Below are 14114 nucleotides of genomic sequence, written 5' to 3'. Positions count from 1 at the left end.
CTTATCTAAACTCACATAAAAAGATTATAACAGTATGCTATACTGAATGCAATAGTCTTGACTTAAATAATATCTTATACAGAACAAGCATTGATTAACGTTTGGTGCCACGTCGCTTCATTTCTTCATCCATTAATTGGAAGAAATCATCATTGGTCTCTGAGGACTTAAGTCTTCTCAAGAAGCGTTCAAGAAAATCATTTGAGTCTTGCATGGTTTTACGGATAGCCCACATTTTGTCAAGATGTGATTTTTCTACAAGAAGCTCTTCTTTTCTTGTTCCAGATCGTAGAATATCAATAGCAGGGAAAATACGACGTTGTGCCAAGTTACGATCTAAGTGCAATTCCATGTTTCCTGTTCCCTTAAATTCTTCATAAATCACGTCATCCATACGCGAACCGGTATCTACTAGCGCTGTTGCAAGTATAGTGAAGCTACCGCCTTCTTCGATGTTTCGGGCTGCACCAAAGAATCGTTTTGGACGATGGAATGCTGCTGGATCGATCCCTCCAGACAAGGTACGACCACTTGGTGGAATGACCAGATTGTATGCTCTTGCCAGTCTTGTAATACTATCCATCAAAACGATCACATCACGCTTGTGCTCTACTAATCGCATTGCACGCTCTAATACTAACTCCGAAACTTTAATGTGACTTTCTGGTACTTCATCGAATGTAGAGCTTACTACATCCACATCTGGGTGAACAGAACGTTCGATATCCGTTACTTCTTCAGGTCGTTCATCTACTAGCAATATAATCAATTTTGCATTCGGGTGGTTCTCCGAAATACTATTAGCAATTTCTTTTAATAGAATGGTTTTACCTGCTTTTGGCGGTGCTACTATTAATCCACGCTGCCCATAACCTACGGGTGTCATTAAATCAATAATTCGTGTAGATAATTTATTTGTTTTTGTTTCTAATTTCATTAAGCGATCCGGATACAACGCTGTTAATGCAGGAAAATGAACACGCTCTTTTGCTGTTTCAGGATCATCGCCATTTACAGCATCAACATGTAATAGCCCATAATATCTTTCATTTTCTTTTGGAGGGCGAACTTTCCCAGATACCTTGTCCCCATTCCGTAAGTCAAAACGGCGAATCTGAGATGCAGAAATATAAATGTCTTCTGCACTAGGCGAATAATTTATTGGTCTTAAAAAACCAAACCCCTCGGAAGGAATGATCTCTAATATCCCATCCATAAATAAATAACCATCTTTTTCAGCTTGTCCTTTTAAAATTGCAAAAATAAGTTCTTTTTTCGTTAGCTTTGCATAGTAAGAAACTTTATATTCTCGAGCTAACGCATAAATTTCTTTTAGTGTTAACGTCTCCAGATGGGAGATAGTTAATTCTGCCATAAAAATCACCACGCCTATTCATATTTAAAACGTAAAATTGTTTTTAAAAACCAGTAAAAAAGCTAAAGAGTTGTATGACACATTATTATAGTTATTTACGTTACCTTCCTTACAAACATTCATTTAATAATAAAAAATATAATTGCAAAACCCATTTCAATAAGAGTCCAGAGATTTTTTACTCCTTTTGGAAGGTTTATCCTTGTAGAAATGAAGAAAAGGTAGAAGCTAGATTAGAAGTCAGCAAAATAATCATGTATTAAACATATACCATAATACTCTTTTGATACATAATATTCAACACTATAATTATAATTATCTAAGAAATTCTTGAAAATTGAGGTGTTGGTCCTGAAGATGTCAAATGAATAGAAAAGGAAGCCACTTAACGCGGGCTCCCTTTTCCGTTAGATCTGAAAAAGAAAGTATTGTTACTTTCTATTTGTAACCAATTTTTAATCCATTCATACATTAGGATTTGATTACTAGATTTGGTTTTTTCTGCAGGCTGTGAGCCCCGTCAACGAAACGGACGGTACCACTCTTCGCACGCATTACGATCGTTTCTGTTTTTGCTTTCGATCCTTTAAATTGAACGCCTTTTAATAATTCGCCATCCGTAACTCCTGTAGCAGCGAATATAGCGTCATCTCCACTACAAAAATCTTCCATCATCAATACTTTATTTAGGTCAGCAATTCCCATCTTATTACAACGTTCTTCTTCCTCTTTATTCGATGCAACAAGCTTTCCTTGCATTTCACCACCTAAACATTTCAAAGCTACTGCTGCAATAACTCCCTCTGGAGCACCGCCAGTTCCTAATAAGATGTCTACTCCTGTTTCATCAAATGCAGTATTAATCGCACCGGCTACATCCCCATTGGATATTAATTTAATTCGTGCACCTGCTTGGCGGATTTCCTCAATCAATTCTTTATGGCGAGGTCGATCCAATACGGTTACAACAACATCTTCTACATCTTTATTTTTAGCTTTAGCTACAGCTTGAAGGTTCTCTAACGTAGAAGCATTAATATCAATTTTGCCAACAGCCTCTGGACCAACAGCAATCTTTTGCATATACATATCAGGTGCATGTAATAACGTTCCTTTATCCGCAATAGCAATAACTGCTAGAGCATTCCATGAACCATTTGCTACGATACTAGTACCTTCTAGAGGATCGACGGCAACATCGACACCTGGCCCATGGCCAGTACCAAGGTTTTCACCAATATAGAGCATTGGTGCTTCATCCATTTCGCCTTCACCTATTACCACGGTACCTTGCATTGGAATCGTATCAAACACATCACGCATAGCCGTTGTTGCTGCGTCATCTGCCTCATCTTTTTTACCTCTACCCATCCAACGGGCAGATTTTAAGGCGGCCGCTTCGGTCACCCTGACTAATTCCATTGTTAAGCTTCTTTCCATTATAATCTCTCCCTTTAGTAAAATATCCTCATCCCAAGAAGAATTTTTACAAAGGTTTGCAATCACCTTCATGCTACGTTAGGAATTCTGTAGTTGTATAATTTCTTGGTCTGTCATCTCTTCGCGCCATATATTAGCACCAAGGTTAGTTAACTTCTCTGTAATTTTCTCATAACCACGGTCAATATGATCAAGTCCAGTAATTTCTGTGACCCCGTTCGCCATAAGACCAGCAACAATCAATGCTGCACCTGCTCGTAAATCCGTAGCGTTTACTTTTGCACCTTGTAGTTGAACAGGACCTGAAACAATAGCCGAACCGCCCTCAACCTTAATAGAAGCATTCATTCTTCTCAATTCATCAATATGCTTCAGTCTAGCAGAATAGATTGTATCTGTAACTACACCTGTGTTAACTGCTTTTGTTAATAAGGAAGTGAACGGCTGTTGCAAGTCTGTCGGAAAACCTGGATAAACAAGTGTTTTGATATCTACACTTTTCAATGGATTATTCGGTGTAATTAATAGCTGTTCGCCACTTTCCTCTATGGATACCCCCATTTCACGTAACTTTGCCAATAACGATTCCAAATGGGGAGGGATCACATTATCAATTACAACCTCCTTTCCCATCGATGCTGCTGCAATAATGTAGGTACCAGCTTCAATTCGATCAGGGATTATCGTATGCCGACATCCACTCAAAGATGAGACACCTTCGATCCGAATAACATCTGTTCCTACACCTTTTATTTTCGCCCCCATATTCGTAAGTAATGTGGCTACATCGATAATTTCAGGCTCTTTGGCTGCATTTTCAATAATCGTTTTCCCTTTTGCTTTAACAGCAGCTAGCATAATATTTATGGTTGCTCCGACACTTACAACATCAAGGTAAATTCGTGCCCCTCTTAACTCATTTGCACGTAGATAAATTGCTCCCTGTTCATTGGTAACTTCTGCACCGAGTGCTTCAAAACCTTTAATATGTTGATCAATCGGACGTGGACCTAAGAAGCAACCGCCGGGAAGGCCGATGACTGCCTTATTAAATTTGCCAAGCATTGCTCCCATAAAATAATAGGAAGCTCGTAATTTTTTTACTTTGCCATTTGGTAATGGCATAGCAATCATCTTTTCAGGATTGATATGCACGGTCTGTCCATCCCAGGAAACAGTTCCGCCAATCTCTTCAAGTAGATCACCAAGTGTATAGACATCGGATATTTCTGGAAGTCCTTCGATAGTGACATCTGAATCTGCCAAAATAGCTGCCGGCAAGAGTGCTACAGCACTATTCTTAGCCCCGCTAATGCGTACTTTGCCATTCAAATAATGGCCGCCTTCAACTAACATTTTTTGCATGTAGAAAACCCCACTTAGGCAAGGAACATGTTAAGCACAAGTAAGAGGTGCTCACATAATACTTGCAGACTTTATTGCAGCTCGAAAACTGCATCTCTGTTCCTTAGGATGTGTAATTCTTCCATTATTATGCAATTAATTTTGCTTGTTCCAATCAGCTAGGAATTTTTCAATTCCTTGATCAGTTAATGGATGTTTCACCAATTGCCCTAGTACCTTATACGGTAGTGTTGCAATATGTGCTCCTCGTTTTGCAGCATCAATAACATGTAAAGGGTGACGAATAGATGCTGCGATAATTTGTGTTCCAATTTCATGCTTATCAAATATAGTGGATATCGTTTGAATTAGTTCCATTCCATCATGCCCAATGTCATCCAAACGGCCTAAAAATGGTGATACGTATGTTGCTCCAGCACGTGCAGCAAGTAAAGCTTGATTTGCGTTAAAAATTAATGTTACATTCGTTTTTATATTTAAATCACTGAATGCCTTTACTGCTTTCAGTCCTTCTAATGTCATTGGAACTTTAACAGTAATATTTGGAGCAATGGCAGCAAGCTCTTTTCCTTCGCGAATCATACCTTCTGCATCTTCAGAGATAACCTCTGCACTTACTGATCCAGATACTTCTTCTGTAATTTCTCGCAATCGATCATGAAACGAAACGCCTTCTTTGGATACTAAGCTTGGATTAGTAGTTACTCCATCCAATACACCAAGTGCATTTGCTTCACGAATTTCATTAATATTTGCCGTATCAATAAAAAATCTCATTGAACGTTGCCTCCTATGCCCTATTAATTTAATTATGCTTGTTGAGAAGAACCAAATTCACGCATTTTTCCGATTACCGTCTGCTTAATTGCTTCTGTACCTGGTCCTAAGTATTTACGTGGGTCATACAAATCAGGCTTTTCTTGTAACACTTCACGCACTGCTTTTGCTTGGGCTACTTGGTTTTCCGTATTTACATTGATTTTTGAAGTACCGAACGAAATAGCCCGCTTAATATCTTTTGTTGGGATACCAGTACCACCATGTAATACCAATGGAACCTTCACTGTAGCAAGGATTTCTTCCATTTCTTTAAATCCTAGGTTTGGTTCACCTTTATAAGGTCCATGCACGGAGCCGAGTGCTGGAGCTAAACAATCAATTCCAGTTTCATCAACTAAAACCTTGCACTCTTTTGGATCTGCGTAAATGACGCCATCAGCCACAACATCATCTTCCTGGCCTCCAACTGTTCCTAATTCAGCTTCAACGGAAACACCATGAAGATGAGCCAATTCAACAACTTTTTTGGTAATATCGATATTTTCTTCTAATGGATCATGAGATGCATCGATCATCACAGATGTGAAACCTGCATGTATTGCTTCTGCACATTTTGCGAAACTTGAACCATGATCTAAATGTATTGCAACTGGTACTGTTGTACCGTAAGAATCCATCAGTGCTTTTACCATTGATACAACAACATTAAAACCACCCATATATCTTGCCGCACCTTCAGATACTCCAAGGATTACAGGAGATTGCTCTTCTTCTGCTGCTTGAAGTATTGCCTGCGCGTATTCTAAGTTATTTAAGTTGAACTGGCCAACCGCATAACCATTGTCTTTACCTTTTTCCAGCATCTCTTTCATTGATACTAATGGCATGTATATATCCTCCTCTTAGATGAACAATGCACCTATATAAATATAAATTAATTACATTAATAGAATACCAACAACAACACAAAGTAGCAACAATCCTGCTAATTATCCAATAGTTGCTTTTACGAGTTTGCATACTTCATGTATATTAAAAGGTTTAGACAGTACGCTTTCAATTTTGCTGCAATCTTCTTTTTCTCGAATGTCATCTTCTGTCATTCCACTCATTAGAATCGTTGGTACGATTCGATTCTCAGCTTCCATTCTACGCAGCACTTCAAACGCATTAAATATTGGTAACTTATAATCAATCATAAGTAAATGAAAAGATGAATTGTTAATTTTGTCCAATCCCTCTTTTCCTGTTTTAGCAGTTTCAACATGATAACCCTCACTCGTAAGAATATCTGTTAGTAGCATACAAATACCCGGCTGGTCATCAACAACTAAAATTTCCTTTTTCATCAATTGCATATCCCCTTTCCAAAAAAGCATTTATCCCCCATCAGTTATATTCGATACATTTGAAGTAATATCCTGCCGTTAATGATAGTTTTACAACTTTAGGAGTTGATGATATAAGTAGGATCATTGATGAAAACGGATGAAATAGGAAAAAGGGAAGTCACATATGAAAGCAACTTCCCTTTACGGATTAATTATTTTCCTACTTGTTGTTCAACTGCAGCACCAATAAATCCTTTAAACAAAGATTGCGCTCTCGTTGGGCGAGATGTGAATTCTGGATGAAATTGACTTGCCACAAACCAAGGGTGATCTTTAATTTCAATTGTTTCAACAAGTCTTCCGTCAGGACTTGTACCTGAAAAGACAAAACCATTCTCAACCATTTGATCACGATACGCATTATTAAATTCATATCGATGGCGATGACGTTCTTCAATATAATCTGCTCCATCATAAGCAGCTTTTGTTTTTGTATTATCTTGCAGCTTACAAGGATATATCCCTAAACGTAAAGTTCCACCAAGATCAGAAATATCCTTTTGTTCAGGTAACAAATCAATGATTGGGTATGGAGTATTTGGATCAATTTCTGCAGAATGTGCACCTCTCAAACCAAGAACATTACGTGCAAATTCTACAGAAGCTAATTGCATTCCTAAACAAATGCCCAAGAATGGAATCTTATTTTCTCTAGCATACTGAATCGCAGCAATTTTTCCATCAATACCGCGATCTCCAAATCCACCTGGTACCAAGATACCATCCACATGTTCTAAATGTTGGTTTATCGTTTCCTGATCTAGCTTCTCTGAATTAATCCAATGAACTTGAATGTCGGCATCGTATACAAATCCAGCATGCTTTAATGCTTCCACTACAGAAATATATGCATCTGGTAATTCAACATATTTACCAACGAGTGCAATATCGATTTTTTTAGAGAGATTGCGCACTTTGGAAACCAATTCCTTCCACTCTTCCATGTCTGCATCTTGACAATCCAGACCGAAATGTTCGCAAGTTAAATGATCAAGCCGTTGTTCTTGTAGAGAAATAGGAACCTGATAAAGGGTATCTGCATCGCGCATTTCAATTACTGCATGTTCGTTAATATCACAGAACAATGCAATCTTTTCCTTCATTTCTTTGCTAATCGCTTGTTCCGTTCGTAATACGATAACATCAGGCTGTATACCTAATGAACGTAATTCTTTAACACTATGCTGAGTTGGTTTCGTCTTCATCTCGCCAGCGGCTTTAATGTAAGGGACAAGTGTACAATGCAAGTACATCACACTGTCTCTTCCTACCTCTTTTTTTATTTGTCGAATAGCTTCCAAGAATGGTAATGACTCGATATCACCAACTGTACCGCCAATCTCCGTTATAACGACATCTGCTCCTGTAGCTTCTCCTGCCCGAAATACCTGTTCTTTAATTTCGTTCGTAATATGGGGAATCACTTGCACAGTGCCTCCCAAATAATCCCCACGACGTTCTTTACGAATAACGCTTGAATATACTTTACCTGTAGTAATATTGCTATATTTATTTAAGTTAATATCTATAAACCGTTCATAGTGCCCCAAATCCAAATCCGTTTCCGCACCATCTTGTGTTACATATACTTCACCGTGTTGATAAGGACTCATTGTACCAGGGTCAACATTGATATAAGGATCAAATTTTTGAATAGTCACCTTCAATCCCCTGTTTTTCAACAAACGTCCCAAGGAAGCAGCAGTTATCCCTTTCCCTAAAGATGATACAACTCCTCCAGTCACAAAAATGTACTTGGTCATCGTCTTTCCCTCTTTCTCTGTGTATTCTTTTCTGTATCCAATATTAATGCATCAATTGGGTAGCGTAATAGTTTTAGCATGTACTAATCTGCTGAAAAAATAATAAAAGCGCCTCCCCAAATATAATGGGGAAACGCTTTGATAATTAAAATAAAAGAGCCCAATTTAAATTGTACTGATTCATTTTAAAAAAGTCAAGCATCCATTAAATTACCAATCACTACTTAAAAACTTACTTCTCTTCTTCCTCTTCTTCCTCGCTATCTTCAAACTCTTCATCGTCATCAAAGTCCTCATCGAAATCTTCATCTAGTTCATCAAGGTCTTCATCGATATCAAAGTCTTCATCAAAAATTTCCATTTCATCATCGGTGATATCAAGATTTTCTTCCTCTTCCGATTCATTCGCCTCTTCTTTTTTCTTTGCTTTCTTTTTCTTCTTCGGCGCATTGGTAACTTCTTCGTCCATTTGCTCTACTGGGTACCATCTCTTCAATCCCCACATATTTTCACCAATTGTAATGAAACGGCCGTCTACATTTAAATCGGTATAAAACTGAGCAATTGTCGCCTGTTTCTCTTCTTCCGAATACCCTCTTAAATCTGCAAGTTTATTAAATATATCTTTAAAATGAATGGCTTTTTTTTCATCCAAAAGAATTAAACTTGCCAATTCAATCATAGACATATTTTGAATTTGTTCGTGGCTAAAATCTTTTAAGCTCACGGCAACGCACTCCCTTTACTTTATATTAATTGCTTCTTCGCAATACACTATTAAATTAATTGTTTATTTGATCATGTATTTCTAGCAGTTCGCTTCATTAACCATACCATACATTATAAACAAATCTATAGGGTTTATGCTAGAGAAAAAGCAGAAAAAGTTATGTAGGGACAAAATATTTTATTATTTGATCATTCTTACGAACTGGTACGTACAGAAATCATCCAGTAAATCATTTGTTACGGTTTATTTCACCGTTAGACTATGCATTAAAAAATAAATCTGCCTATCGATATAGTCCTCTAAAGTAAATTGCTTCTGTAGCATCCATCTTCGGAAGCCCCACATTTGACCTTGAATAAAAATATTGTTCGCAAGAAGCTCTCTGTCCAAAAGAGAAATCGTTCCTGGAAAACAAGTATCAATTACTCGTTCAAGCATAGCCACCATGTCTCTTTCTTTCTGCAACACATATTCTTTTGTTTCCTTTTTTAAAGATTTGACTTCCTGGTACATGATAACAACTTCTTCTTGCATGTCATCCATCAAATAAAAATAGGACCTTATGACCTTTTCAAAATGTTCGACGGAAGAGTTGGTAAGATCAATTTGAGCTACTAAACGCTCTTGTACTTGTTGGTAAATTGCATCACACACTAAAAACAGGATATCTTCTTTCGTTCGAATATATTCATATAAGGTGCCAATACTGAATCCAGAAGCTTTAGCAATTTCTCTCGTAGTTGTGCGATGAAAGCCTTTCTCCTTGAAAAGCGTAATTGCCCCTTTGATCATTTGTCTTCTGCGTTTTTCAATTAATTGCTGATCCTTAATGGATGTTGAAATTGGATCCATCGTGATGTAGCACCTCCCTTTAAGTTTATTTTGTTACCATTTTACCAATTACTAATCGTTGAATTTCATTGGTGCCTTCGTATATCTGCGTTATTTTCGCATCACGCATATAACGCTCTACCGGATAGTCTTTGGTATACCCGTATCCTCCAAATACTTGTACTGCTTCTACTGTGATGCGCATAGCAGCATCTCCTGCAAATAATTTAGACATTGCTGACGCTTTCCCATAAGGTAATCCCTGTGATTCTAACCACGCTGCTTGGTACGTCAATAATCTTGCAGCCTCTATTTCCGTTGCCATATCTGCCAATTTAAAAGAAATTCCTTGATTACTAGCTAACGGCTTTCCAAATTGCTCTCGTTCTTTTGCGTAGGCTGTAGCTGCCTCAAATGCTCCTTGTGCAATTCCTAGCGCTTGAGCGGCTATTCCATTCCGACCACCATCTAATGTCATCATCGCAATTTTAAATCCCTCTCCTTCATCACCAAGCATATTTGCTTTAGGAATGCGACAATTTTCAAATATTAATTCCGTGGTGGGTGAAGAACGAATACCAAGTTTCTTTTCTTTTTTTCCAAATGTAAAACCGCTTGTTCCTTTTTCAACAATGAATGCACTAATCCCTTTATGACGCTTATCCAAATTTGTCTTTGCAAAAACAATATAAATATCAGCTACTCCACCATTCGTAATCCATACTTTATTTCCATTTAAAATGTAATGATCGCCATCTTCCTTTGCCGATGTTTTCATTGAAACGACATCACTTCCTGCACCAGGTTCTGATAATGCATAGGCCCCTAACGCCTCTCCGGACGCAAGTCGTTTTAGGAAAGACTTTTTTTGTGCTTCGTTTCCGTATTTATAAATTGGCCAGCTGGCAAGTGATACATGCGCTGATAATGTAACTCCAGTTGAAGCACATACCCGCGACAGTTCTTCCACTGCAATGATGTAACTCATATAATCAGCACCGATTCCACCATATTCCTCCGGCCAAGGTATCCCCGTTAACCCTAACTCTGCCATTTTATGAAATATTTCTCGATCAAATCGTTCTTCTTCATCACGTTCCGCTGCTGTCGGTTCAACATCATTGGTTGCAAAATCACGGACCATTTTCCGTAGCATGTCTTGTTCATCTGTTAATTGAAAATCCACAAATAAACCCTCCTTATTTCTTCAGTAAGTGCTTTGCAATCACCATATGTTGTATTTCACTCGTTCCTTCATAAATTTCGGTGATTTTAGCATCCCTAAATAGCCTTTCTACTGGATAATCTTCTGTATATCCATAACCACCAAGAACTTGTACTGCTTCAATTGCATTTTTCACGGCAGATTTCGAGGCATAAAGCTTAGCCATTGAAACTTCTTTCGCACAAGAAACGCCTTGTTCAACAAGTGATGCAGCTTGATAGACTAATAGTTTTGCGGCTTCCGAACGTGTTGCCATATCCGCCAATTTAAACGAGATGCCTTGATTATCGGCAATCGGACCAGTAAATTGCTTTCTTTCCTTTGCATAATTTATTGCATGTGTAACTGCTGCATCACTAATTCCTAAAGCCTGTGCAGCTATTCCAATCCTGCCTATATTCAAATTATGCATCGCAATTGCAAACCCTTCATGTTCCTTCCCTAGTAATTGATCACCAGATAGTTGACAATTATCAAATGTCAGCGATACGGTATTGGATCCATGGAGCCCCATTTTTCTTTCCTTTTTTCCAATAATAAATCCAGGCGTATCTTTCTCCACAATAAATGCACTAATATCCCGTTTGCCTTCCCCTGTACGAGCAAAAGTGATATAGGTATCAGCCTCACCACCATTCGTTATAAATACCTTTGACCCATTTAATAGATATGAATTACCAGATTTGACAGCTTTTGTTCTTATACCTCCAGCATCGGATCCAGCATTTGGTTCTGAAAGCGCAAATGCACCAATGTACTGTCCACTCGCAAGTTTTGGCAAATAGTGCTGCTTCTGCTGCTCAGTTCCAAAATAAACGATTGGATTTGTTCCTACGGACGTGTGTACCGACAAAATCACACCCACTGCAGCGCTGACTTTTGATATCTGATGAACAGCTTGAATATAGGACGTATAGTTCATCCCAGCCCCACCATATTCGACTGGAATGGGAATACCCATCAATCCTAAAGAACCCATTTTTTGAATTAATTCTCTAGGAAATCGATCTTCCCTTTCCATTCGCGGAACTTCTTGGGCAATCTCCGTTTCGGCAAATTCTTTTATCATTCGCACAAGCATCTCCTGCTCAGCTGTTACCTGCTTCATGTTTCCTTCCTCCTGTCGATTCTTGTGGATTACGAATAATTATAAAAACCTTTACCAGACTTTTTACCAAGCCATCCTGCTTTGACATATTGCCTTAAAAGTGGACATGGGCGATACTTGCTATCAGCGAACCCTTCATGAAGAACCTCCATAATATAAAGACATGTATCAAGTCCAATAAAATCCGCTAATGTCAATGGCCCCATCGGATGATTCATTCCTAATTTCATAGACGTATCAATATCTTCCACTGTTGCAATTCCCTCATAAAGGGTGTAAATTGCTTCATTGATCATTGGCATTAAGATACGATTGGACACAAATCCAGGAAAGTCATTTACTGCAATGGGTGTCTTTGCAAGATTCCTTGCCAGCTGTTCAATGGTTTGGAATGTCTCCTCACTTGTTTGCAGTCCGCGTATAATTTCCACTAGTTTCATAACAGGTACCGGATTCATAAAATGCATGCCAATTACTTGATCTGGCCGTTTTGTATGTGCTGCTAACTCGGTAATCGGTAAAGAGGATGTATTCGAAGCTAGGAGAGTATGGGTTGGAGCAATTTTATCCAACTCATGGAATATCGATGCTTTTACCTGCAAATTCTCAACCACTGCTTCAATAATTAAATCTGCCTGTTCAGCATCTTGTAGTCGGTTAGAAAGCGTTAGTCGTTTTAATGCATCCTCCTTCTCCTGAGCCGATATTCGTTGTTTCTGAACAGAGCGTTCTAGAAGTTTATCAATTGTATTTATTCCTTTTGTCCGTGCTTCATCGTTCTTATCATGAAGGTAGACAGTGTATCCTCCCTGTGCACAAACTTGTGCAATTCCTGCTCCCATTTGCCCTGCGCCAATGACCATGATATTTTCTATTGTTTTCACAGCATATCCTCCTCTACATTAAACCAATCTAACTGATTGGTACTTCAATCAATATGGCATCACCTTGCCCACCACCACTGCAAATTGCAGCTATACCTAAACCACCGCCTCGTCTCTTTAATTCATATATCAATGTTAATATGATTCGAGCCCCACTTGCTCCAATTGGATGACCCAGCGCAACTGCACCACCATTTACATTCACTTTTTCCTGAGCGATCCCAGCGATTTTTCCACTCGCTAATGAAACAGCAGCAAATGCTTCGTTAATTTCAAACAAATCAATATCATCTTTGCCGTAACCTGTTTTTTCAAGTAGTTGATTGATAACAAGACCAGGTGTTTTAGGGAAATCTTCTGCTGGTACAGCCAATTCTGTATGTCCTTTGATCACAGCCATCGGGGTTTTCCCAAGTGCTTCCGCTTTTTCATTAGACATAACTACTAACGCGCAAGCTCCATCATTAACACCTGGAGCATTTCCTGCTGTTATGGTTCCATCTGAATCAAAGGCTGATCTTAATTTTTCTAAACTTTCTAAACTTGTATCTTTTCGAGGTGCTTCATCTTGATTAATGATCTTGGAAGAACCTTTCCGTTGTTTTTGTTCCATTGGTATAATCTCTTCGGCAAATTTCCCATCTGCTATTGCTTGAATAGCTCTTTTATGACTTCGATAAGCCCATTGATCTTGTTCTTCCCTTGTTATTCCATATTCTTTAGCAGTAGCATTTCCATAACTTCCCATGTGGACATGCTGGAAAGAGCACGTCAAGCCATCATGAACCATCATATCGATAACCTTTTTGTCCCCCATCCGATTTCCCCAACGAGCATCTGGAAGGATATATGGAGCATTGCTCATACTTTCCATTCCACCGGCAACAATCACTTCCTCATCCCCAAGGCGAATTAATTGGTTAGCCAATGTGACACTACGTAACCCGGAAGCACAGACCTTATTAATGGTTTCTGTTTTTACATTCCATGGGATACCTGCTTCCCTTGCCGCCTGACGAGAAGGTAGTTGCCCTTGCCCGCCTTGTAATACATTGCCAATGATTACTTCATCAACCAACGCACGATCCAAGTTAGCACGTTGCAACGCGGCTTTAATTGCATGCCCACCTAGTTCCGATGCGGTAAACCCCTTTAATGCACCACCAAATTTCCCAAATGGGGTTCTTGCTCCAGATACAATTACAGCTTCTCTTACCATTCA

General features: G+C 38.6%; 13 protein-coding genes. All 13 read right to left on the bottom strand.

Going from position 1 to position 14114, the window contains the following annotated elements; translation table 11 throughout:
- Positions 1–94: 94 nt before the first annotated feature.
- On the bottom strand, positions 95–1375 hold the full coding sequence (gene rho / locus BN990_RS02650) for a transcription termination factor Rho (protein WP_021289844.1): 1281 nt from the start codon (positions 1373–1375) through the stop codon (positions 95–97).
- Positions 1376–1846: 471 nt separating this feature from the next.
- Positions 1847–2815, bottom strand: coding sequence for a class II fructose-bisphosphatase (gene glpX, locus BN990_RS02645; RefSeq protein ID WP_021289845.1), 969 nt, complete (start codon positions 2813–2815; stop codon positions 1847–1849).
- Positions 2816–2893: 78 nt separating this feature from the next.
- Entirely contained in the window at positions 2894–4180 is a 1287-nt protein-coding gene (locus BN990_RS02640) for a UDP-N-acetylglucosamine 1-carboxyvinyltransferase (RefSeq protein ID WP_021289846.1), read from the bottom strand.
- 135 nt (positions 4181–4315) lie between these two features.
- A complete protein-coding gene (gene fsa / locus BN990_RS02635; protein ID WP_021289847.1) occupies positions 4316–4957 on the bottom strand; it encodes a fructose-6-phosphate aldolase in 642 nt (213 codons plus the stop codon).
- Positions 4958–4989: 32 nt separating this feature from the next.
- Positions 4990–5847, bottom strand: coding sequence for a class II fructose-bisphosphate aldolase (locus BN990_RS02630; RefSeq protein WP_021289848.1), 858 nt, complete (start codon positions 5845–5847; stop codon positions 4990–4992).
- Between the two features lie 102 nt (positions 5848–5949).
- Entirely contained in the window at positions 5950–6309 is a 360-nt protein-coding gene (locus BN990_RS02625; RefSeq protein WP_031335201.1) for a response regulator, read from the bottom strand.
- 194 nt (positions 6310–6503) lie between these two features.
- Positions 6504–8114, bottom strand: a complete 1611-nt coding sequence (locus BN990_RS02620; protein WP_021289850.1) for a CTP synthase — start codon at positions 8112–8114, stop codon at positions 6504–6506.
- A 232-nt stretch (positions 8115–8346) separates the two neighbouring features.
- Positions 8347–8841 carry a DNA-directed RNA polymerase subunit delta gene (gene rpoE, locus BN990_RS02615; RefSeq protein ID WP_021289851.1) on the bottom strand — a complete coding sequence of 165 codons (495 nt, stop codon included), beginning with the start codon at positions 8839–8841 and terminating at the stop codon, positions 8347–8349.
- Between the two features lie 246 nt (positions 8842–9087).
- The gene (locus BN990_RS02610) at positions 9088–9696 is read right to left on the bottom strand and encodes a TetR/AcrR family transcriptional regulator (RefSeq protein WP_021289852.1); all 609 of its coding nucleotides are present in this window, start codon (positions 9694–9696) and stop codon (positions 9088–9090) included.
- Positions 9697–9721: 25 nt separating this feature from the next.
- Positions 9722–10861, bottom strand: a complete 1140-nt coding sequence (locus tag BN990_RS02605) for an acyl-CoA dehydrogenase (protein ID WP_021289853.1) — start codon at positions 10859–10861, stop codon at positions 9722–9724.
- A gap of 13 nt (positions 10862–10874) precedes the next feature.
- Complete coding sequence (locus BN990_RS02600; protein ID WP_038242169.1) at positions 10875–12008, bottom strand: acyl-CoA dehydrogenase; 1134 nt, start codon at positions 12006–12008, stop codon at positions 10875–10877.
- Between the two features lie 29 nt (positions 12009–12037).
- The gene (locus BN990_RS02595) at positions 12038–12883 is read right to left on the bottom strand and encodes a 3-hydroxybutyryl-CoA dehydrogenase (protein ID WP_370459189.1); all 846 of its coding nucleotides are present in this window, start codon (positions 12881–12883) and stop codon (positions 12038–12040) included.
- Positions 12884–12920: 37 nt separating this feature from the next.
- Complete coding sequence (locus BN990_RS02590; protein WP_038242166.1) at positions 12921–14111, bottom strand: acetyl-CoA C-acetyltransferase; 1191 nt, start codon at positions 14109–14111, stop codon at positions 12921–12923.
- Between the last annotated feature and the right edge of the window lie 3 nt (positions 14112–14114).

This window comes from Virgibacillus salexigens (assembly GCF_000723585.1).
Taxonomy (GTDB): domain Bacteria; phylum Bacillota; class Bacilli; order Bacillales; family Amphibacillaceae; genus Virgibacillus; species Virgibacillus salexigens.
Note: the sequence above shows the minus strand (reverse complement) of the source record. Positions and strands in the feature narration are given on the sequence as shown.

What these genes read in the sequence shown, in the direction of transcription:
- BN990_RS02640 (WP_021289846.1), bottom strand. Translation starts at nt 4,180, where the DNA reads ATGCAAAAAATGTTAGTTGAAGGCGGCCATTATTTGAATGGCAAAGTA.
- BN990_RS02590 (WP_038242166.1), bottom strand. Translation starts at nt 14,111, where the DNA reads ATGGTAAGAGAAGCTGTAATTGTATCTGGAGCAAGAACCCCATTTGGG.
- rho (WP_021289844.1), bottom strand. Translation starts at nt 1,375, where the DNA reads ATGGCAGAATTAACTATCTCCCATCTGGAGACGTTAACACTAAAAGAA.
- BN990_RS02625 (WP_031335201.1), bottom strand. Translation starts at nt 6,309, where the DNA reads ATGAAAAAGGAAATTTTAGTTGTTGATGACCAGCCGGGTATTTGTATG.
- BN990_RS02600 (WP_038242169.1), bottom strand. Translation starts at nt 12,008, where the DNA reads ATGAAGCAGGTAACAGCTGAGCAGGAGATGCTTGTGCGAATGATAAAA.
- BN990_RS02620 (WP_021289850.1), bottom strand. Translation starts at nt 8,114, where the DNA reads ATGACCAAGTACATTTTTGTGACTGGAGGAGTTGTATCATCTTTAGGG.
- BN990_RS02610 (WP_021289852.1), bottom strand. Translation starts at nt 9,696, where the DNA reads ATGGATCCAATTTCAACATCCATTAAGGATCAGCAATTAATTGAAAAA.
- glpX (WP_021289845.1), bottom strand. Translation starts at nt 2,815, where the DNA reads ATGGAAAGAAGCTTAACAATGGAATTAGTCAGGGTGACCGAAGCGGCC.
- fsa (WP_021289847.1), bottom strand. Translation starts at nt 4,957, where the DNA reads ATGAGATTTTTTATTGATACGGCAAATATTAATGAAATTCGTGAAGCA.
- BN990_RS02630 (WP_021289848.1), bottom strand. Translation starts at nt 5,847, where the DNA reads ATGCCATTAGTATCAATGAAAGAGATGCTGGAAAAAGGTAAAGACAAT.